The organism is Streptomyces sp. YIM 98790 (assembly GCF_011421595.1).
In the GTDB taxonomy this organism is placed as follows: Bacteria; Actinomycetota; Actinomycetes; order Streptomycetales; family Streptomycetaceae; genus Streptomyces.
In genome coordinates this window covers 1-19774 of the sequence record NZ_WTLH01000117.1, presented here as the reverse complement: position 1 = coordinate 19774, position 19774 = coordinate 1, and the positions used below count along the sequence as shown (strand labels likewise).

Below are 19774 nucleotides of genomic sequence, written 5' to 3'. Positions count from 1 at the left end.
CGGCCCGGCCCCCGTCCGGGCCTGCGCCGCCGGTGGCGGCTGCCGCTCGCCCCGGCAGCAGGGCGACCGCCGGGGCGGTCAGCGTGCCGGCCCCCGCCGGCCGCAGGAACCCCCGACGGGACCAGGGCGCCACCACAGCCTCCCGCGGACCGTGCGGACAGTGCAGGCAGATATGCGGATGAACGGTAGTCGGCTGCCCGTGCCGCGGCCCCGCGACGCGCCTCACTCCAGCATCGCGTAGGCCGGCAGAGTGAGGAAGTCGGGGTACTCCTCGCCCAGCGCGATCCGCAGCAGCAGATCGTGCGCCCGCTGCCAGCCGCCGGCCGCGAACTCCTCCTCGCCCGTCTCGGCGCGGATGGCCGCCAGCTCCTCGGCCGCGGTCCGCTCCACCAGCTCCCGGGTCACGGTGACGCCGCCGTCCAGCGTCACCCCGGCGTTGACCCACTGCCAGATCTGCGAGCGGGAGATCTCCGCGGTGGCCACGTCCTCCATCAGATGGAAGACCGCCACCGCGCCCTGCCCGGCCAGCCACGCCCGCAGGTAGCGGGTGCCGACCTGGATCGCGTTGCGCAGCCCCGCCATGGTGGGCACGGCGTCGAGGGACTCCACGGCCAGCAGGTCCCGGGCGCCCACCCGGACGTCCTCGCGCAGCCGGTGCTTCTGGTGCGGCTGCCCGCCCAGCACCGCGTCGAACGCGGCGCGCGCCACCGGCACCAGGGCCGGGTGCGCCACCCAGGAGCCGTCGAAGCCGTCGCCTGCCTCCCGCTCCTTGTCGGCCTTCACCTTCTCGAAGGCCACCGCGTTGGCCCGCTCGTCGCGGGAGGGGATGAAGGCCGACATGCCGCCGATGGCGTGCGCGCCCCGCTTGTGGCAGGTGCGGACCAGGAGTTCGGTGTAGGCGCGCATGAAGGGGGCCGTCATGGTCACGGCGTTGCGGTCCGGCAGCACGAACGCCGGGCCCGCGTCCCGGAAGTTCTTGATCAGGGAGAAGAGATAGTCCCAGCGTCCGGCGTTCAGCCCGGCGGCGTGCTCGCGCAGCTCGTAGAGGATCTCCTCCATCTCGAACGCCGCGGTGATGGTCTCGATCAGCACCGTGGCCCGTACCGTGCCCACGGGCAGCCCCAGGTACTCCTGGGCGAAGCGGAACACCTCGTCCCACAGCCGGGCCTCGGCGTGGGACTCCAGCTTGGCCAGATAGAAGTACGGGCCGCGCCGCTGCCCGGCCAGCAGCCGGGCGTTGTGGAAGAAGTACAGCCCGAAGTCCACCAGGGCGCCCGGCACCTCCTGCCCGTCCACGGTGAGGTGGCGCTCGTCCAGGTGCCAGCCGCGCGGGCGCATCACCACCACGGCCAGCTCCTCGTCGGGGCGGAGCGCATAGCGCCTGCCGCTGCCCGGGTCGGTGAAGTCGATGCGGCGGCGGAAGGCGTCGGCCATGTTCACCTGGCCGCCGATCACGTTCTGCCAGGTGGGGGAGGAGGCGTCCTCGAAGTCGGCGAGCCAGACCCGGGCACCGGAGTTGAGGGCGTTGACGGTCATCTTCCGGTCGGTCGGGCCGGTGATCTCCACCCGGCGGTCCGCCAGGGCCTCGGGGGCCGGGGCGACCTGCCAGTCGCCCTCCCGGATGTGCCGGGTCCCGGGGAGGAAGTCCAGGCCGCCGGTGCGGGAGATCTCCGCCCGGCGGCCGGCGCGGCGGGCCAGCAGCTCGTCGCGCCGCGGGGTGAAGCGGCGGTGCAGCTCGGCCAGGAAGGCCAGGGCCCCGTCGGTGAGGATCTCGTCCTGCCGTGCCACGGGCGGGGCGGACACCACCGCGGCCCGTCCGCTCCCTCCGCCTCCGGGCGCCGGTTCGGATACGGTCATGGTGCTTTCACTCCTTCGGCGACGGCGACGGCCTCGGGCGTGCGCCGCCGTCGGCAGTCTCCGGGCCACCGGCCGGTGCACACAGGAGTGGACAGTAGTTTCCTCATCGTGGAATCACAACCCCGTGCCGGCGACCCGGCGATGCCGCCGCCGTCGCCGTCCCGGCCGCCGCCGTGCCCCGCACCGGACGGTCACGCGAGCCCCGGGCGGCGGATGCCGCAGGCCGGGGCCTCCTCCGGCCGAAGCGGGAATCCGGGAAGCGCCTCACGGCGCTCGCCTGCTCGCCTGCTCGCCCGCCTCCTCGCCTGCTTGCCGGGCCGCCTGCTGACCCGCTCGCCTGCTCGCCCGCTCGCTCGTCCGGCCCCAGCTCCGGCCCTCTTCCCGGTCCTGTCCCGCCGGCAGGTCCCACGGGGTGTCGATGTCCTCGGGGCCGGCCACGTCCCCGCACTCCACCAGGGTGATCTCCCGCTCGTGCGCCCGCAGATAGGCCCGCGCCCCCCGGTCCCCCTCGGCGGCGCCGGCCGCCCCGGCCAGGTGGCCCCGGCCCAGCAGTACCGGATGGCCCCGCTCGCCCCCGTAGGCCGCGGCGGCCAGCGTCCCCGGCGAGCGGTACGCACCGCACACCCGGGCCACCGCCTCCGCCCCCACCCGCGGCTGGTCCACCAGTACCACCGCCACGGCGTCCGCGTCCGGCGGCACGGCCGCCAGGCCCGCCCGCAGCGACGAGCCCATCCCCGTCTCCCAGGCCGGGTTCTCCACCACCGTGCAGCCGTCCAGCCGCCGCGCCCGGGCCCGTACCCGCCCGGCCGCCGCGCCCAGCACCACCAGCACCGGCGTGCACCCGGCGGCGCGCAGCGCGTCCGCCGCCCGGTCCACCAGCAGCTCGCCGCCCGCCTCCAGCAGCGCCTTGGGCCGCCCGCCGAGCCGCCGCCCGCCCCCGGCCGCCAGCACCAGCCCCGCAATCCGTGCCGCCATGGCGGGACCCTATGCCGTGTAACGTCTGCGGGCGTGGTGACACGGGGCGGACGGGCGGCACGGAGGAGAGGGAACCGGGTGGCGGCGGGGTTGCGGGTGTCGACGCGGAACGCGCGGTTCCAGCAGTGGGAGTCCTATCTGGCGAACCGCACCAAGCGGCAGCGGGCCGGGGAGTTCCTGGTGCAGGGCGTGCGGCCGGTGTCGCTGGCGGTGGAACACGGCTGGACCATCCGGGCGCTGATCCACGACCCGGAGCGGCGGCCGTCCCGCTGGGCCGCGGACCTGCTGCGCACCGTGCCCGGCGCCGACCGGGTGGCGATGTCGGGCGAACTGCTCGCCGAACTCGGCGACAAGAGCGAGGGCCCGCCGGAGCTGCTGGCGGTCGCCGCCATGCCGCCGGACGACCTGGGCCGGATCCCGGTGCGGCAGGACTTCCTCGGCGTGGTCTTCGACCGCCCCACCAGCCCCGGGAACATCGGCTCCCTCATCCGCTCGGCCGACGCCTTCGGGGCGCACGGGGTGATCGTCACCGGCCACGCGGCCGACGTCTACGATCCCAGGTCGGTACGTGCCAGCACCGGTTCGCTGTTCGCCCTGCCCGCCGTCCGGGTGCCCTCGCACCGCGAGGTGCTCGGCTGGGCGCAGGCCCGGCGGGCGGACGGCCTGCCGCTGCTGGTCGTGGGGACGGACGAGCACGGCGAGCAGGACCTCTTCGACTTCCGCCTCACCGGACCGGTGCTGCTGGTGATCGGCAACGAGACCACCGGGCTCAGCCGGGCCTGGCGCGAGGCGTGCGACCACATGGTGCGCATCCCCATCGGCGGCTCCGCCAGCTCCCTCAACGCCGCCAGTGCCGCCACCACCGTCCTCTACGAAGCGACCCGCCAGCGCCTCCTCGGCGGCCGGCCCGCGCCCCGGTGACCTCCGGCCCCGGCGGAGCTTCCGTCCGGCGGGGGACGATCGGCCGGCCGGGTGGTGGAATCATGGGCGGGTGTCCGGTGTCCGGGGTCCGGTGAGCGGCCGGGAACGGCGAGACGGGGAGCGACGGCATGGTGCGGGTGGAACGGGTCCGGTCGGCGGAGGAGCTCCGCGGCTGCGCCAAGGAACTGGCCGAGGTGCTGGTGGAGTCGGTGGCCGACGGGGCCTCGGTCGGATTCCTGGCCGGCCTGGACCTCGACACCGCCGCCCGGTGGTGGGAGAGCCTGGCGCCCGGTGTGGCCGGGGAACGGGCCCTGCTGTGGGTGGCCCGGGACGGCGGGCGGCTGGTCGGGACGGTGCAGCTGCACCTCGCCCCGATGCCCAACGGCCGGCACCGGGCGGACATCGCCAAGATGCTGGTGCGGCCCGACGCCCGCCGGCGGGGTGCCGCCCGCGCGCTGCTGGCCGCGGCCGAGGAGGCCGCCCTGGCGGCCGGGCGGACGCTGCTGGTGCTGGACACCGAGACCGGCAGCGACGCCGAGCACCTCTACCGGTCCGCGGGCTGGACGGCGGCCGGCTCCATCCCCGGCTATGCCACCGATCCGCAGGGCGTGCCCCGGGCGACCACCTACTACTACAAGAACCTGGGCTGAGGCGGTCAGGCCGTCTGGGTGGTGTTGAGCGAGTCGGACAGGGCGCGGGCGACCTCCTGGAGGAGCGGGACGATCTTGTCCGTGGACTCCTCCGTCACCCGCCCGGCCGGTCCGGAGATGGAGATCGCCGCCGGGGTCGGCGAACCCGGCACCGAGACGGCGATGCAGCGCACGCCGATCTCCTGCTCGTTGTCGTCCACGGCATAGCCCTCGGTGCGGACCCCGTCCAGCACTCCCAGGAAGACCTCCGGGTCGGTGATGGTCCGCTCGGTCAGCGCGGGCATGCCGGTGCGGACCAGCAGCGCCCGCACCTCGTCCTCCGGCCGCTGCGCCAGCAGTGACTTGCCCACCGCCGTGGTGTGCGGCAGGACCCGCCGCCCCACCTCGGTGAACATCCGCATGGAGTGCCGGGACGGCACCTGCGCCACATAGACCACCTCGTCGCCGTCCAGCAGCGCCATGTTGGCGGTCNTCCGCATGGAGTGCCGGGACGGCACCTGCGCCACATAGACCACCTCGTCGCCGTCCAGCAGCGCCATGTTGGCGGTCTCGCCGGTCTCCTCCACCAGCCGGGCCAGGTGCGGGCGTGCCCAGGTCGACAGCGGCCGGGCCGCCGCCTCGCCCAGCCGGATCAGCCGCGGGCCCAGGGCGTACCGGCGGTTCGCCTGCTGCCGCACATAGCCGCAGGCCACCAGCGTGCGCATCAGGCGGTGGATGGTGGGCAGCGGCAGGCCGCTGCTGGCGGCCAGCTCGCTGAGTCCGGTTTCCCCACCGGCGTCGGCCATGTTCTCCAGCAGGGCGAAGGCACGCTCCAGGGACTGCACGCCTCCTGTCGGGGCGGCCGGCTTGCTCTCGTCGGACGACGGCACGTCGCGTTCCTTTCCGGACGGGTAACCGCAGCCTACCGGCCTGTTTGCCCAAGACCGCCGTTTCCATGTGATGGAAGGATGATTCTGTCGCATGGAAGTCGGGTCAGGGTTGACGGAGGGTACGGCGGGGGGAAGACTCCCGAGAGAGTTTCAACAATTCGTTGAAAGACGCTGCGTGCCGCCCCCGGGACGGGTGTGGAAGAGGAGGCCCAGGGTGACCGACCCCGATGTCCTGCTGCGGTCGACACGCGTGGTGACCCCCGAGGGCGAGCGCCCCGCGACGGTCGCCGTCACCGGTGGCCGGATCACGGCGGTGCTCCCGCACGACGCCCCGCGGGCCCGCCGGCCGGGCATCCGGCTCCACGACTACGGGGACGCGGTGCTGCTGCCCGGCCTGGTCGACACCCACGTGCACGTCAACGACCCGGGCCGGGAGAGCTGGGAGGGCTTCGCCACCGCCACCCGGGCAGCCGCCGCCGGCGGCATCACCACCCTGCTCGACATGCCGCTCAACAGCCTGCCGCCCACCACCACCCCCGCCCACCTGGCCGTCAAACGCCGGGCCGCGGCCGGCCGGCTGCACATCGACGCCGGCTTCTGGGGCGGCGCCGTCCCCGGCAACACCCACGCCCTGCGCCCCCTGCACCGGGCCGGGGTCTTCGGCTTCAAATGCTTCCTCTCCCCGTCCGGTGTGGAGGAGTTCCCCCCACTGGACGGCGAGGACCTCACCGCGGCCATGAAGGAGATCACCGGATTCGGCGGCCTGCTGATCGTGCACGCCGAGGACCCGGCACAGCTCGGCGCCGCGCCCGGCTGCCACGGCTCCGCCCGCTACGCCGACTTCCTCGCCTCCCGCCCGGCCGAGGCCGAGCACCGGGCCGTCACCCGGCTGATCGACGCGGCCGGCCGGCACGGCACCCGGGTGCACATCCTGCACCTCTCCTCGGCCGGTGCCCTGCCGCTGATCGCCGCCGCCCGCGCCGCCGGAGTCCGCATCACCGCCGAGACCTGCCCGCACTTCCTCACCCTCACCGCCGAGGAGATCCCCGACGGCGCCACCGCCTTCAAGTGCTGCCCGCCCATCCGGGAGGCGGCCAACCGGGACGCACTGTGGGCCGCGCTCGCCGACGGGACCCTGGACTGCGTGGTCTCCGACCACTCGCCCTGCACCGCCGACCTCAAGGTGCCCGACTTCGGCGCCGCATGGGGCGGGATCTCCTCCCTCCAGCTCGGCCTGCCGGTGCTGTGGACCGCCGCCCGGCGGCGCGGCTTCGGCATGGCCGACCTGGCCCGCTGGATGTCCGCCGGGCCCGCCGCGCTGGCCGGGCTGGAGGGCCGCAAGGGCGCCATCGCTCCCGGCCGGGACGCCGACATCGCCGTCGTCGACCCGGACGCGGCCTTCACCGTCGACCCGGAGGCCCTGCACCACCGCAACCCGGTCACCGCCTACGCCGGGCGCACTCTGTACGGCGTGGTCCGCGCCACCTGGCTGCGCGGTGTGCGGATCGCCGACCACGGCCGCCCGCTGGCCCGCACCGGCCGCCTGCTCACCCGCACCGGCACGGAGGCAGCGGCGGCGGCGGAAACAGCGGCGGCTGCGGCAGATCCGGCGGAGGCGGAGGCGGAGGCAGAGGCGGAGGCGGAGGCAGAGGCGGAGGCGGAGGCAGAGGCAGGGACAGGGACAGGGGAGGCAGCGGCAGCGGCGGGGGAGGAGCCGCGATGACCACGGTCCCCGGTTCCTCCCGCCCCGCGGAACCCGCCCCGCCGCCGCCCGGCGGCTCCGGCGCACTGCCCGCCGGGGAGTTCACCGGCGCCGCGGCACCGTACGGCGGCGGCGACCCGTATGCCGACTACCGGGCCGCCGGCCACCCCTTCACCGCCCTGCCCGACCTCGCCGACCGCCGTCTCGGCGCCACCGTCCTGGCCGCCAGCGACGAATTCTTCGCCGAACGCGAGCACCTGCTCGCCCCCGGACCGGCCCGCTTCGACCCGGAGGCGTTCGGCCCCAAGGGCAAGACCATGGACGGCTGGGAGACCCGCCGCCGCCGCGGGCCCTCCGCCTCCGCCCCGCACCCCGCCGGGGGCGAGCACGACTGGGCACTCGTCCGGCTCGGAACCCCCGGCACCGTGCACGGCGTGATCGTGGACACCGCCCACTTCCGCGGCAACCACCCGCACGCGGTGAGCCTCCAGGGCACCGCCCTGCCCGGCACCCCCGGCCGCGCCGAACTGCTCGATCCGGCCGTGCGCTGGACGGAACTGGTGCCCCGCACCCGGATCGGCGGCCACGCCGCCAACGGCTTCGCCACCCCCGCCGGCACCCGCCGCCGCCTCACCCACCTGCGGCTCTGCCAGTACCCGGACGGCGGCATCGCCCGCCTGCGGGTGCACGGCGAACCCCTGCCCGACCCGGCCTGGCTCGCCGCCCTGGGCGGCTTCGACCTGGCCGCCCTGGAACACGGCGGGCGGGTGCAGGACGCCTCCGACCGCTTCTACTCCCCGCCCGGCAACACGATCCTGCCCGGCCGCGCCGGCCGCATGGACGACGCCTGGGAGACCCGCCGCCGCCGCGACCGCGGACACGACTGGGTCCGCTACGCCCTGGCCGGTCACGCCGTCGCCCGCGCCGTGGAGATCGACACCGGCTGCCTGCGCGGCAACGCCGCCGGCTGGGCCGCCGTGCACGTCCTCGACACCACCCGGCCCGGCGCCGGGGACCCGGCCGACCCCGCCGCGCCCGGCTGGACCGAGATCCTGCCGCGCACCCGCCTCCAGCCCGACACCGTGCACCGCTTCCTGCCGCGGACCGCCGCGGCGGCCACCCACGCCCGGATCGACATCTTCCCCGACGGCGGCATCGCCCGGTTCCGGCTCCACGGCACCCTCACCCCGGAGGGCGCGGCCCGGCTGGCCGAGCGCCACCGCGCCCTCGGCGGCTGACCCCCCGGCTTCCGGGCCGGTCCGGTGCCGCCCGGCTCACCCCGCGCCGCCACTGCCCGGGCGCGCCGCCGGCCCGCCGGGTGAATGCCGGGGCGGGTCACCGGGACCTGCCCCGGGGACCGATCCCGGGGACCGATCCCGGGGACCCGCCCCGGCGGCCCGGTCTCATTATGCGAGGACCCGCCGCGCTCCCCGTCCGGTACTGAGATCATCCCGGCATGACCAGCGTGCCGATCCCCGGATCGAAGTCCCTCACCGCCCGCGCCCTCTTCCTGGCGGCGGCGGCCGAGGGCACCACCGTGCTGCGCCGCCCGCTGCCGGCGGACGACACCGAGGCGTTCGCCGAGGCGCTGGACCGCCTCGGCTACCAGGTGCGGCGCGGCCCGGAGGACTGGCACCTCACCGGCCGGCCGGGCGGCCCGGCCGCGACCTCGGCCGACATCTACTGCCGGGACGGCGCCACCGTGGCCCGCTTCCTGCCCGGCCTGGCCGCCACCGGCCGCGGCACCTTCCGCTTCGACGCCTCCGAGCAGCTCCGCCGCCGTCCGCTCGGGCCGCTGACCGAGGCGCTGCGGCAGCTCGGCGTCACCGTGCGGCACGAGGCCGCCGAAGGCCACCTGCCCCTGGTGGTGGAGGCCGACGGGGTCAAGGGCGGGGACATCGTGCTGGACGCCGGGCTGTCCTCGCAGTACCTGACCGCACTGCTGCTGCTCGGCCCGCTCACCGCCGAAGGGCTGCGGATCACCGTCACCGGGCTGGTGTCGGTGCCGTATGTCGAGATCACCATGGCCATGATGCGGTCCTTCGGCGCGGACGTGGCCCGGGACGGCGACGTCTTCACCGTCGCGCCCGGCGGCTACCGGGCGACCGAGTACGCCATCGAGCCGGACGCCTCCACCGCCTCCTACTTCTTCGCCGCCGCCGCGCTCACCGGCCGGGAGATCACCGTCCCCGGGCTGGGCCGCGGCGCTCTCCAGGGCGATCTGCGGTTCGCCGAGGTGCTGGGCGAGATGGGCGCCCGGGTGCGGATCACCGGCCACGACACCACCGTCACCGGCACCGGGGTGCTGCGCGGCATCACCGTCAACATGCGCGACATCTCCGACACCATGCCCACCCTGGCCGCCATCGCACCCTTCGCGGCCGGGCCGGTGCGGATCGAGGACGTCTACAACACCCGGATCAAGGAGTGCGACCGCCTGGAGGCCGCCGCCGGGAACCTGCGGCGGCTGGGGGTGGAGGTGGCCACCGGCCGGGACTGGATCGAGATCCGGCCGGGCCGGCCGCGGGGCGCCGAGATCGCCTGCCACCGCGACCACCGGATGGCCATGAGCTTCTCCGTCACCGCGCTGCGCACCCCGGGCATCACCCTGGACGACCCGGGGTGCGTGAAGAAGACCTTCCCCCAGTTCCACCAGGTCTTCCGCGAACTGCGCGCCGCCTGGCGCGTGTGACCCCTCCGTTCCGGCCGGCTTCGGAGGCCGGAGCGGTTCACCCGTGCACCCGTGCACCCGTGCACCGGATCACCCCTTCGCGCGCGAGGCTCCTGTGCAGGAGGAGAGGTCCTCCACCGGGGCATCGGTGAAGAAGCGCCGCAGGAGGTCGATGCACTCCTCGGCACGTTCCAGCATGACCATGTGCCCGCTGTTGCCGATGGTGATGACGCGGGCGTCGGAGAAGCCGCGGGCGTACTCCCGGAGCTCGTGCGGCGGAGTGAGGGCGTCCCCCTCGCCGGTGAACAGCAGGACGGGCACCTGGAGCGCGGCCCCCGAACGGTCGGCCCGGATCACCGTCCCGTGGGTCGTGAGGGCGTGCCGGAGCCGCTCCAGGTTGGTGCGGTACTGCTCCACCCGGTCGGCGGGCAGCGTGAGGAACTGACGCGCCACCAGCCTCCTGACGGCGCCGGACCTCGTGTTGCCGGCCACCCCTTCCATGCGGGTGAGCAGATCCGCCGCCCGGGGGGCGAACGCATCCCAGCCGCCCTGTGTCAGCATGCGATCGAGCGCGCGGAGCTCCTCCGTGCCGGGGTCGGCCGCGTCCACGCCGCCCCCGTCCACGGCACCCCCGTCCATGCCGGCCTGCTCCATGCCGGAGTCGGCTCTGCGGATGCCGGCCAGGGCCAGCCGCACCACCCGGGAAGCGCAGGTGTACGCGAACTCATGGGCGATGAGGGCCCCGTAGGAGTAGCCCACCACGTTCACCGACGGCATGCCGAGGCAGTCCAGGGCGTGCCGCAGGGCGTCGGTGAGGAAGTCGACACCGTGATCGGCGGGCAGGTCGTCGGCGGCGCCGAGACCGGGCAGATCGAACGTGACGGTTCCCGCCCAGTCGGTGATGCCGAGCTCGTACAGGCGCCAGGAGTCCTTGTCCTGCAGGATTCCGCCGAGCAGCAGGACGGGCTCGGTCCGGGGGGCCTGCCGGGACGGGGTCACCCGCGCGCAGTAGGTATAGCCCCGGTAGGTGAGTGTGCTGACCCGGGCTCCGAGCGCCTCATGCGGAGGCACGGGGCGTCCCCTCCGCCAGGCGCACGATGTCGTTCAGCGTATGGGCCGTGAGCAGGTCGTCGAGTCCCACGGACACGTTCAGGCGCTTCTCCAGGAGAAGCGACAGTTCCACGAGGAACATCGAGTCCAGGCCGAGATCCTGCACCGATGCGGCAGGGCTGATCTGCTCGGGCTTGATGCGGAACCTGGAGACGAGGATTTCTTTCAGTTCGTCGTACATGTCACCCACGAAGTGTCGAGAAGTGGCGAAAGCTGGTCAGAAGGCGGGTGCGTGGTGCAGTTCCGGCCACACCACAGTGGTCGCGCCCGAGGCGAGTCCGGCCCCGAAGCCGGTGAGCACGACCCGATGCCCGGGGGCGAGGCCGCCGGCACGATGCTCCTGGTCGAGGAGGAGCGGGATGGAGGCGGCACAGGTGTTGCCGACCTGTTCGATGTTGGAGGGGAGCCGCTCCGCGCCGACGTCGAGCCGCTCGCCGAGCATGGCGAGGATGCGCGCGTTCGCCTGGTGTGCCACCAGGCGGTCCACCTCGTCGGGCTTCCAGCCCGCCGCCTTGAGGGCCTCAAGGGAGACGGCGGACATGTCTTCCACGGCCCGCCGGAAGACCTCACGCCCCTCCAGGCGCAGGAAGCGGTCCAGCGGGCCGCCCGAAGCACGGACGGCGTCTTCGCAGCCACCGCCGCGCACGGTTGCCAGATCCCGCCCCCGGCCGTCGGCGGCGAGCACCGTGGGGCCCAGCGCCCCGGGCTCACCGGGGTCTCCCGCCCGCAGCACGACAGCACCCGCGCCATCCCCGAACAGCAGGCAGACACCAGGGTCTTCCGGGTCCAGGAAGGGCGACATCACGTCGGCCCCGATCACCAGGGCGCTGTCGGCCGTTCCGGCCGCGATCAGCCCCTGCGCAACGCCGAGCCCGTAGACGAACCCGGCACAGACCGCGTGGACGTCCATCGCCGCGGCCCCGGCACAGCCCAGCGCGGCGGCGACCCGGGGCGCGGTGGCCGGACACGGGCGATCCGGCGACATCGTTGCCAGGACGACCGACGCCACGCGTTCCGTACCGGCCGAACGCAGGGCCGCGCGCCCCGCCGCCACCGCCAGATCACCCGTGGTCACACCCGGGTCGACCACGTGGCGGAAACGGATGCCGGACCGGGAGAACACCCATTCGTCCGACGTGCCCATCCGCTCGGTGAGCTCCCCGTTGCCCACTCTCCTCGGGGGCAGGTGCGAACCCACGCCCGTCAGTACCGCAGCCCGCATCGATCACGCCTTCTTTCCGGCAGCCGCCGTGGACACGCGTTGATCACTCCACACCGCGATCATTGAGCAGCCCGCACCCGGCCGCATGTGCTGCGGCGGGAAATCATTCCAATGCCGCAAACCGTCCCGCCGGACCCGGGCGGCGCCGCGGGACGCCCCGTCCTGCCGTTCAGCACCCGCCGCCGCCACCGGAGGCGGGGCGCGCGGTGGCGATCATCTCCAGGGCGACGCGCACCACGTCGCCCGGCGGGCACTCCCGGCCGCAGTCCCGCTCAACCCAGCCGCCGTCCGGGTCCGCGTAGACCTCCCGGACATAGCTCGGATCGTCCAGTGCCACCTTCACGACCCGGCAGCCCGCCCGGGACATGTGCCAGGCCGGATACCGGTAGGTGGTCAGGGAGACATCCGTCCGGCTGCCGAGCGCGTCGGTGAACTCCCGCCAGGCCGTGGCCACCAGATCCTCACGCCCGGTGAGGTGGACGACGGCCGGCAGTCGTCCCTTCAGACCGAGGCCGGTCACTGCTCTCCCTCCGGCGTCGCGGGAACCGGCGTGTTCGGCGGCGGCGCGCACGCCCCGGGCGCAGCGGGCTCGGGCATCATCGTTCTCGTCCTCTCCGGCAGTTCCGGGTTCCGGGCCGTCCGGAGGGCGGAGGCCGGGTAGATCCGCGCCCCGCAGTCCTGGCATCGCATGTCCCCGGCCTCCGACTCCCGGAGCTCGCCGAGGTGCTGGCACCGATACACGGACTCTCATCACCTCCCGACGGATCACCGCGCTCACAGCGGGTATGACCTATGTCAACCATCGGTGATGCAGAGAGATCTGATGAGCCGAACGCCCATACCGGAAGCCCCGGGGTATCGAACGGGAGTATGGCCAGGTGGAGTTGAACAATGGCGTGAAGCTGTCGGCGCGGTCCCTGATCGCCGCGCAGCTGTTGCGGCTCCGGACGCGGCACGGACTGTCGCAGCACAGGCTGGAGGAGCAGTTGGGCTTCCCGCAAAGCTATATCGCGGCCGTGGAGAGCGGCAGCAAACTCCCGAGCGAGCAACTCGCCGAAGCCTTCGACACCTTCTTCGAACCCGTCCTCACTTTCGTGGAACTTCTCCGCTACGCCCGCGAGTCCGGCCCCGAGGACTACGGAAGGCGCCTGGTTCCCAAGGAGCGCAGGGCAACACGCCTCCAGGTCTTCACCAGCAGCGTCATCCCGGGGCTGCTGCAAACGGAGGAGTACGCGTTCGAGCTGTTTCAGGTCACCCTGCCGTGGAACAGCGAGGCCGAAAACCGCCAGTTGGTCGCTGAACGCCTCAAGCGGCAGGAAGTCCTCGACCGGGAGGACCCGCCGCTGCACTGGGCGATCATCGATGAAGCGGCCCTCAAGAGGCCGATGGGCGGCAAGCAGTGCATGACCGGGCAGTTGAAGCACCTGCTGAACTCCGCCGGGCGCTGGGGAATGCGGGTCCAGGTGCTACCGTTCGCGGCAGGCGGTCACTCCATGATGGGTGGCAGCCTCTGCCTGATGACCATGCCGAACGGAAGCGTGATCGGCTATGTGGAGAGCTTCAAAAACGGTGGCGCAGTGGAAAGCCCCGAAGTGATCCTTGAATTGGTCGAGCTGTTCGACGTGGCTCGCTCCAAGGCGCTGCCGGAAGAAGAATCCCTGGCTCTCATCGGTCGCTATCTACAGGAGCATGAGAATGACTGAAAGCATGTGGCGCAAGAGCACCTACAGCGGTGGGCTCAACAACGGCGACTGCCTTGAAGTCCGCGACGGCCTGCCGGGCGCCGTCCCCGTCCGGGACAGCAAGCGCCCGGACGCGGCGCAGCTCACCGTCCCCGCACCCGCCTGGGCCGCCTTCATAGCCCACCTGACCCGCTGAGTCCGCTCAGGAACGGCGGCGGAACGTCTCCAGAACGGCGGTGTTGAGCACCACCACGACGGTGTAGACGACCGCGAAGGCCGTGCTGCCGACGGAGAACAGGGCGGCGGCGCTGCCCAGCAGGACGACCGCCTTGACGGCCAGGACTGCCGCCGCCCCGGCCTGGAAGCGGGCCCGGGGCGCGGCGAACAGGCCCCACAGGGTGATCGCCCCGGCCAGCAGCGCCGCGCCCAGCAGGACGCCGGGGAAGCCGCCGTCCGCCCACTCGTACCCGGCCCAGGCCAGGATGCCGAAGGCCATCATCTCGACCACGAAGGCCAGCAGTTCGTTGGCGGCGACCAGGGGATTCCCGGAGAGCCGTGCCATGGGGTCGGGTCGGTCGGTCATGAGCACCTTCGGTCGTGGTCGGTGGGCGTTGCCTCCCGGCGGGGGCACGCGTCGTTGCCGCACCGGGCCAGGACACCAAGTCGACGTCGGGCCGCGCAAGGGCGTTACTCGACTGCCGGCCGATCTCCCCCGGCCGCCGGGACGGGGTCCTTGTCGGTGTGCGGCGGCCGGTCGGGTGCCGGTGGGGGCGGCGGTGTGCGGTAGGCCCGCAGGGGGGCGTTGGCCGCGGCCACGGCGGCGACGGCCAGGGCCGCGGACAGGCCGCCGGTGACCAGGGCGAAGGGAGCGGAGGTGACCGACGCCAGCAGGCCGCCGCGGAAGTTGCCCAGTTCGGGGCCCGCGACCCCGATGACGTGCTCCACGGAGGACACCCGCCCCCGGAACGCGTCCGGGGTCTCCAGCTGGACCAGGGCACCGCGGGTGATCACCGACACGGTGTCCGCGGCACCGGCGACGGCCAGGCAGACGAGCGCCGGCCACAGCGGTCCGGCCAGGCCGAAGCCGGCCAGTGCCAGGCCCCAGACGCCGGCCGCGGCGAGCTGGAGCAGACCACCGCGGCGGCAGCGCGTCACCGTGCCGGAGAACAGACCGGCCGTGATGCCCCCGACCGCGACGGCCGAGAGGAACAGGCCCAGGGTCCGCGGGTCGCCGCCGAAGCGGATCTCGTTGACCAGCGGGAACAGCGCGACTGGCATGGCGAGCAGCGTCGCGGCCAGGTCGGTGGCCAGCGAGCCCCACAGCGTCGGGCGGCGCAGCACGACACGCCAGCCCCCGCGTTCCGGCCGGCGCCTGCCGCGCCCCGGGGCGGCACCTTCGGGGGGCATGGCCGGAAGGCGGATCACCGCCAGCATCGACACCGCGACGGCAGCCGCCTGGACGGCGTAGGCCGCGGGGAGGTCCCAGCGGGCGATGATCAGCCCGGCCAGCGCGGGCCCGGCCAGCATCGCCGCCTGGAAGGACACGTTGGACAGCGCCAGCCCGGCCGCGACCTGGTCGGCCGGCAGCAGCCGGACCGGGAAGGTGCGCCGCGCGGGTGCGCCCAGCGCGCCGCAGGCGGAGGCCACGGCGACCAGGGCGAGGAGCAGGAGCACGGTGCGGTTGTCCGCCAGCGCCTGGGCGCACAGCCCCGCGGCGGCCAGCAGTTGGCCGGCGGTGGTGGCGCGCACCACCGTGCGGCGGTCGACGGCGTCGGCGAGGGTGCCGCCGAGCAGCCCGAACAGCAGCATCGGCAGGCCGGTGGCGAGGCCGATGGCACCGGTGCCCACCGGGCTGCCGGTCAGGTCCCAGACCTGGGCCAGTACGGCCACGGTGGCTATCTGCCCACCGAACTGAGCGGCCGAGGAGCCGATCCACAGGTCGCGGAACGGCCGGCTGCCGCGCAGCGGGCGGGTGTCGAGGAGGCGGACGCGGCCCTTCATCGCGGGGGCTCGCGGAGGTGGTCGAGAATCCGCTGCCGCATCGCCCGGCGTTCCAGCGCCCGCCGCAGGTCCGCCACCACGGTGCTGAGCGCGTAGGGGATCTCGGCGTCCAGTTCGGTGACCGCCGCGTGGGTGGCGCGCCATTCGGCCTCCAGGAAGGGCACCAGCTCCCGGCCCCGCTCGGTGAGGTCGATCCGCCGGGTGCGGGCGTCCGGTCCCGGCTCGGAGGTGACCAGGTTCTCCCGGCGCATGGCGGCGACGGTCTGGCTGACGGCGGAGTGCGAGCGGCCCAGGGACTCCGCCAGTTCCCCGATGGTCAGGGGGCCGGTGTGGGCCAGCCGGATCAGCGGATAGGCGAACCGTGGCCGCACCCCCTCGATGCCGCGTGCGAGGTAGATCTGTTCGATCTCGGCGTCCATGGCGGCGAGCAGCTCATGCAGCGGCCGCCACGGATCGGGCCGCGCGGTGGGATCGGAAGATGTCACAGCGCTAATATAACAGTGCTCATATAAGTGGCTCAGTGTAACGGCGCTGTCATCAACGGGGACGGCGATCAACGGGGACGGCGATCAGGGGGCAGGAGATCCGGGCCATGGGGCCGGTCCTGCCGTCCTGCACAGTCCGGCGGCGATCGGGCGACCGGCGGGCAGGGCCCCGGCCGGCCGTCCGGGCGTCGCGGCGCAGGAGGGGAGACCCTCACCCGCGCACGGTGCTGGAGGCTCTCCGGTCCGCGGCCCGTGCCAGGGCCAGCAGCAGCGGCTCGTGGTGATGCGGGGCGACGAGCTGGAGGCCGACGGGTTCCCCGGCCGGGGTGAAGCCTGCCGGGATGCTGATCGCGGGGTGGCCGCTGAGATTGAACGCCCAGGTCAACGCGGTGCTGTAGCGGTCGCCCGGGCCGTCGTGGCCGTGCGGCGGATTGGGGGTGGTGGGTGTGGCGAGGAGGTCCGCGGTCCGGAAGAGACGGGCCAGGCGGGAGTCGTTGAGGCCGCGCAGCGCCGGGTCGCCGCCGGAGCGCAGCGCGGCCCAGGCGGGGGCCGGGTCCAGGAGGCGGACACCGGCCTCGGTCCGGGTGACGGGGAGCCGGGCCAGGGCCCGCCCGGCGACGGCGGCGATCTCCGGGTCGGTGCCGGCGAAGCCGAGGTCGGGGGACCAGGCCACGCGGAGCGTGCGGGAGGCACGGGCGGGCCGCACCGGGGTGCCGGTGAGGGCGGCGAGGAAGGCGGCGGCGTCCTCCGCGTGCCGGGCCAGCGGGCCGCCGGTGTTCAGGCCCGCGCGGTCGCGGGCCGGGAGCAGGCCGTTGGTGGGCTTCAGGCCGAGGACCCCGCACCAGGCGGCGGGGATGCGCAGGGAGCCCGCCCCGTCGCTGCCGGAGGCCAGCGGCACCATGCCGGTGGCCACGGCGACCGCCGAACCGGCCGAGGAGCCGCCGGGGGAACGGTCGGGAAGGAACGGGTTGAGCGTCGGGCCGCGCGGCGTGGCGCCCCAGGTCTGCCAGGCGGTGCCCCGGCCGGGGACCGAGCCGGCACCGACCGGGACGCACCCGGCCGCCAGCAGCCGGGCGGACTGGACGGAGGTGAGGCCCTCGGTGGCCTTGACGGCGACCGGCACGCCCGCCAGCGGGAGGTCCTCCCCGGCCCGGACGGCGGCGTCGGTCTCCCGGGCCCGGGCAGCGGCACGGCCGGGCCAGACCTCGGCGAAGGCGCGGCAGCGGGAATCACGCTCCGCGATCAGGCGCAGGGCGGCGGCGGTGACCTCGGCGGCGGACAGTTCCCGGCGGCGGACCGCGGCGGCGATCCGCACCGCGGTCAGGGAACGGTACTCGTCGGCGCTCAGCACCCGCCCATGGTGGCAGTCACGTGGCGGCAGTCACGTGGCGGCAGTCACTCGCCGGGAGGCTCGCCGGGCCCGCTGCCGGTGGTGGAGGAGAAGCGGTCGACCATGCGGAGCAGTTCGACGGGCACCGGGAAGATCAGGGTGGAGTTCCGTTCACTGGCCACCTCGGTCAGCGTGGACAGCAGCCGGAGCTGCATGGCCGCGGGGTGCGCCTCCAGGGTTCCGGCGGCCCGGCCCAGCGTCTCCGCGGCCTCGAACTCGCCGTGCGCGTGGATCACCTTGGCCCGCCGGTCCCGCTCGGACTCGGCCTGCCGGGCCATGGCCCGGCGCATGGCCTGGGGCAGCTCCACGTCCTTGACCTCCACCAGGCTCACCTTGACGCCCCACGGGTCGGTGACCTTGTCGATGATCTCCTGGAGACGCTGGTTGATCTCGTCCCGCTTGCCGAGCAGGTCGTCCAGGTCGGTCTGGCCCAGCACGCTGCGCAGCGTGGTCTGGGCGATCTGGGAGGTGCCCGCGAAGTGGTTCTCGATGGCGATCACCGACCGCACCGGATCGGTGATGTGGAAGTAGGTCACCGCGTTCACCCGGACCGTGACGTTGTCCCGGGTGATCACGTCCTGGGCGGGGATGTCCATGGTGACCGTGCGCAGCGAGACCCGCACCATACGGTCCACGATCGGGATGATGAAGAACAGTCCCGGGCCCTTGGCGCCGATCACCCGGCCCAGCCGGAAGATCACGCCGCGTTCGTACTCCTTGGCGATCCGCACAGAGGCGGCGAGCAGGATCAGCAGGGCCAGGGCCGCCAGGATCAGGGCCAGCACGGCAGTGGACATGGGGATCAATCCTTTGCGGACGGGTCTGGACTGTCGTCAGGGGTATCCGGGGCCTGCCGGGTCTCCGGGCCGGCGGAGGGGTCCACGAGCAGCGTCAGCCCCTCCATGGCGACCACCCGCGCGGACTGGCCCGGGCGCAGCGGCGCACCCTCGTGGTGCCGCACCCGCCACCAGGTGCCGTCCAGCAGGGCCTGCCCCTCCGGCCCGGACTCCGGGCCGGAGGGCGGGCCGGTGTCCGGACCGGTGACCGAGTCGACGGTCAGTTCCCGGCCGACGTACGCCTCGGCACCGCTGGCCGGGGCGCCGCGGCGGGCGCGCCAGGCCAGCCGGCCCGCGACCAGGGCCCCGGCACCGATCAGCACGGAGGTGGGCACCAGCACCCAGGGGCTCACCCGCACCGCGCCCTCGAACAGGAACAGCCCGCCGAACAGCAGCGCGATGGTCCCGCCGGCCGCGAACACGCCGATCCCCGGGGTGAACACCTCCGCCGTGAACAGCGCGGCGGCCAGCACCATCAGGGCCAGACCGGCGATGTGCACCGGCAGCACGGAGAGCGCGAAAAAGCCGGTGATCAGCATGATCACGCCGAGCACCCCGCCCAGGCCGATGCCCGGTGCGGCGAACTCGTAGAGCAGGGCCAGCGCGCCCACGGCCAGCAGGAGGAACGCCAGATTGGGATTGGCCAGGCTCTGCAGCAGGGAGCGGAAGAAACCCATGGGGTGTTCGGTGACGGCGGCGCCCTCGGTGTGCAGGACCACGGTCCGGCCGCCGGCCAGCTCGACCTCCCGGCCCTCCAGGGCGGCCAGCAGCCCGGCCCGGTCCCCGGCCACCAGGTCGATCGCGCCCAGCTCCAGGGCGGTGGCGGCGGTGACCGCCCGGCCCTCGCGGACGGTCTCGGCGGCGAACTCGGCATTCCGGCCGCGCTCCTCGGCGACCGCCCGGGCGTAGGCGGCGGCGTCGTTGAGCACCTTGTCGGAGATCTCGCCGCCCTGGAGGTCGACCGGGGTGGCGGCGCCGATGGTGGTGCCCGGGGCCATGGCCGCCACATGGGCGGAGAAGGTGATCAGCGCCCCCGCGGAGGCGGCCCGCGCACCGGAGGGTGTGACATGGACGACCACCGGCACCCCGGCGTCCAGGAAGCCCTGGATGATCTCCCGCATGGAGGCGTCCAGGCCGCCCGGGGTGTCCAGCTCCACCAGCAGGGCCTGGTGGCCGTCCTCCTCGGCGGTGCGCACCGCGGACTCCAGATAGTCGGCCATGACCGGGGTGATGGTGCCGTCGACCTCGGCCAGCAGAACGCCGGGCCTGCCGTCCTGCTGCGGGGCTCCGGTGCCGGAGCCCCCCGCGGCCGGTGCCGCCCCCAGCAGCAGAGCGGCCAGCGCGGCCAGGCCCGCGAGCGCTGCCAGCGCCGCCCGGGCAGTGCGGGCGGTGCGGGCAGTGCG

At 74.2% G+C, this 19774-nt stretch carries 19 protein-coding genes and 1 pseudogene; 7 read left to right on the top strand and 13 right to left on the bottom strand.

Going from position 1 to position 19774, the window contains the following annotated elements; all coding sequences use genetic code 11:
* Window positions 1–222: 222 nt before the first annotated feature.
* Window positions 223–1857 (bottom strand): malate synthase A, encoded by a 1635-nt coding sequence (aceB, locus tag GQS09_RS18765; RefSeq protein ID WP_165987758.1) that lies wholly within the window; start codon window positions 1855–1857, stop codon window positions 223–225.
* A gap of 399 nt (window positions 1858–2256) precedes the next feature.
* Window positions 2257–2832 (bottom strand): annotated as a pseudogene (locus GQS09_RS18760) (NTP transferase domain-containing protein); the annotation flags it as partial.
* A gap of 78 nt (window positions 2833–2910) precedes the next feature.
* On the opposite strand from GQS09_RS18760, the gene GQS09_RS18755 reads away from it, so the two are divergent.
* Both GQS09_RS18755 and GQS09_RS18750 read left to right on the top strand, forming a co-directional pair.
* Entirely contained in the window at window positions 2911–3753 is an 843-nt protein-coding gene (locus GQS09_RS18755) for an RNA methyltransferase (protein WP_165987754.1), read from the top strand.
* A 128-nt stretch (window positions 3754–3881) separates the two neighbouring features.
* On the top strand, window positions 3882–4403 hold the full coding sequence (locus GQS09_RS18750; protein WP_165987751.1) for a GNAT family N-acetyltransferase: 522 nt from the start codon (window positions 3882–3884) through the stop codon (window positions 4401–4403).
* Window positions 4404–4408: 5 nt separating this feature from the next.
* On the opposite strand, the gene GQS09_RS18745 is transcribed toward GQS09_RS18750, so the two are convergent.
* Window positions 4409–5272, bottom strand: coding sequence for an IclR family transcriptional regulator (locus GQS09_RS18745; protein ID WP_313896210.1), 864 nt, complete (start codon window positions 5270–5272; stop codon window positions 4409–4411).
* A gap of 214 nt (window positions 5273–5486) precedes the next feature.
* Here GQS09_RS18745 and allB point away from each other — a divergent pair, with 214 nt between their 5' ends.
* From allB to aroA, 3 genes are all read left to right on the top strand, one after another.
* Window positions 5487–6995 carry an allantoinase AllB gene (gene allB, locus GQS09_RS18740; RefSeq protein WP_313896209.1) on the top strand — a complete coding sequence of 503 codons (1509 nt, stop codon included), beginning with the start codon at window positions 5487–5489 and terminating at the stop codon, window positions 6993–6995.
* Window positions 6992–8212 (top strand): allantoicase, encoded by a 1221-nt coding sequence (gene alc, locus GQS09_RS18735; protein ID WP_165987745.1) that lies wholly within the window; start codon window positions 6992–6994, stop codon window positions 8210–8212. Before allB ends, alc begins: the two co-directional genes overlap by 4 nt.
* Before the next feature lie 218 nt (window positions 8213–8430).
* Window positions 8431–9666, top strand: a complete 1236-nt coding sequence (gene aroA, locus GQS09_RS18730) for a 3-phosphoshikimate 1-carboxyvinyltransferase (RefSeq protein ID WP_165987743.1) — start codon at window positions 8431–8433, stop codon at window positions 9664–9666.
* A gap of 69 nt (window positions 9667–9735) precedes the next feature.
* Here the strand turns inward: aroA and GQS09_RS18725 are convergent, their stop codons facing one another.
* The 4 genes from GQS09_RS18725 to GQS09_RS18710 all read right to left on the bottom strand — a co-directional run bounded on the left by GQS09_RS18725 (window position 9736) and on the right by GQS09_RS18710 (window position 12497).
* A complete protein-coding gene (locus tag GQS09_RS18725) occupies window positions 9736–10716 on the bottom strand; it encodes an alpha/beta fold hydrolase (RefSeq protein ID WP_165987741.1) in 981 nt (326 codons plus the stop codon).
* Window positions 10703–10936 (bottom strand): acyl carrier protein, encoded by a 234-nt coding sequence (locus GQS09_RS18720; RefSeq protein ID WP_165987740.1) that lies wholly within the window; start codon window positions 10934–10936, stop codon window positions 10703–10705. Before GQS09_RS18720 ends, GQS09_RS18725 begins: the two co-directional genes overlap by 14 nt.
* Window positions 10937–10972: 36 nt before the next feature.
* The gene (locus tag GQS09_RS18715) at window positions 10973–11977 is read right to left on the bottom strand and encodes a beta-ketoacyl-ACP synthase 3 (RefSeq protein ID WP_165987738.1); all 1005 of its coding nucleotides are present in this window, start codon (window positions 11975–11977) and stop codon (window positions 10973–10975) included.
* A gap of 169 nt (window positions 11978–12146) precedes the next feature.
* Window positions 12147–12497, bottom strand: coding sequence for a hypothetical protein (locus GQS09_RS18710; RefSeq protein WP_165987736.1), 351 nt, complete (start codon window positions 12495–12497; stop codon window positions 12147–12149).
* 358 nt (window positions 12498–12855) lie between these two features.
* On the opposite strand from GQS09_RS18710, the gene GQS09_RS18705 reads away from it, so the two are divergent.
* The gene (locus GQS09_RS18705; protein WP_165987734.1) at window positions 12856–13680 is read left to right on the top strand and encodes a helix-turn-helix transcriptional regulator; all 825 of its coding nucleotides are present in this window, start codon (window positions 12856–12858) and stop codon (window positions 13678–13680) included.
* A complete protein-coding gene (locus GQS09_RS18700; RefSeq protein WP_399552560.1) occupies window positions 13673–13855 on the top strand; it encodes a DUF397 domain-containing protein in 183 nt (60 codons plus the stop codon). The genes GQS09_RS18705 and GQS09_RS18700 overlap by 8 nt, the downstream gene beginning before the upstream one ends.
* Window positions 13856–13861: 6 nt before the next feature.
* Here GQS09_RS18700 and GQS09_RS18695 read toward each other — a convergent pair whose 3' ends face one another.
* The 6 genes from GQS09_RS18695 to GQS09_RS18670 all read right to left on the bottom strand — a co-directional run.
* On the bottom strand, window positions 13862–14242 hold the full coding sequence (locus GQS09_RS18695; RefSeq protein WP_165987730.1) for a YrdB family protein: 381 nt from the start codon (window positions 14240–14242) through the stop codon (window positions 13862–13864).
* Between the two features lie 104 nt (window positions 14243–14346).
* A complete protein-coding gene (locus GQS09_RS18690; protein WP_165987728.1) occupies window positions 14347–15660 on the bottom strand; it encodes an MFS transporter in 1314 nt (437 codons plus the stop codon).
* Entirely contained in the window at window positions 15657–16145 is a 489-nt protein-coding gene (locus tag GQS09_RS18685; protein ID WP_165987726.1) for a MarR family transcriptional regulator, read from the bottom strand. The genes GQS09_RS18690 and GQS09_RS18685 overlap by 4 nt, the downstream gene beginning before the upstream one ends.
* Window positions 16146–16356: 211 nt before the next feature.
* A complete protein-coding gene (locus GQS09_RS18680; protein WP_165987724.1) occupies window positions 16357–17496 on the bottom strand; it encodes an amidase in 1140 nt (379 codons plus the stop codon).
* Between the two features lie 44 nt (window positions 17497–17540).
* A complete protein-coding gene (locus GQS09_RS18675) occupies window positions 17541–18332 on the bottom strand; it encodes a slipin family protein (RefSeq protein ID WP_165987722.1) in 792 nt (263 codons plus the stop codon).
* Between the two features lie 5 nt (window positions 18333–18337).
* The coding region (locus GQS09_RS18670; RefSeq protein WP_313896208.1) for an NfeD family protein at window positions 18338–19774 on the bottom strand (1437 nt) is incomplete at its 5' end.

Excerpts from the sequence above, each read along its gene's own strand:
- aceB (WP_165987758.1), bottom strand. The coding sequence starts at position 1,857 with ATGACCGTATCCGAACCGGCGCCCGGAGGCGGAGGGAGCGGACGGGCC.
- GQS09_RS18750 (WP_165987751.1), top strand. The coding sequence starts at position 3,882 with ATGGTGCGGGTGGAACGGGTCCGGTCGGCGGAGGAGCTCCGCGGCTGC.
- alc (WP_165987745.1), top strand. The coding sequence starts at position 6,992 with ATGACCACGGTCCCCGGTTCCTCCCGCCCCGCGGAACCCGCCCCGCCG.
- aroA (WP_165987743.1), top strand. The coding sequence starts at position 8,431 with ATGACCAGCGTGCCGATCCCCGGATCGAAGTCCCTCACCGCCCGCGCC.
- GQS09_RS18720 (WP_165987740.1), bottom strand. The coding sequence starts at position 10,936 with ATGTACGACGAACTGAAAGAAATCCTCGTCTCCAGGTTCCGCATCAAG.
- GQS09_RS18715 (WP_165987738.1), bottom strand. The coding sequence starts at position 11,977 with ATGCGGGCTGCGGTACTGACGGGCGTGGGTTCGCACCTGCCCCCGAGG.
- GQS09_RS18700 (WP_399552560.1), top strand. The coding sequence starts at position 13,673 with ATGACTGAAAGCATGTGGCGCAAGAGCACCTACAGCGGTGGGCTCAAC.
- GQS09_RS18695 (WP_165987730.1), bottom strand. The coding sequence starts at position 14,242 with ATGACCGACCGACCCGACCCCATGGCACGGCTCTCCGGGAATCCCCTG.
- GQS09_RS18690 (WP_165987728.1), bottom strand. The coding sequence starts at position 15,660 with ATGAAGGGCCGCGTCCGCCTCCTCGACACCCGCCCGCTGCGCGGCAGC.
- GQS09_RS18675 (WP_165987722.1), bottom strand. The coding sequence starts at position 18,332 with ATGTCCACTGCCGTGCTGGCCCTGATCCTGGCGGCCCTGGCCCTGCTG.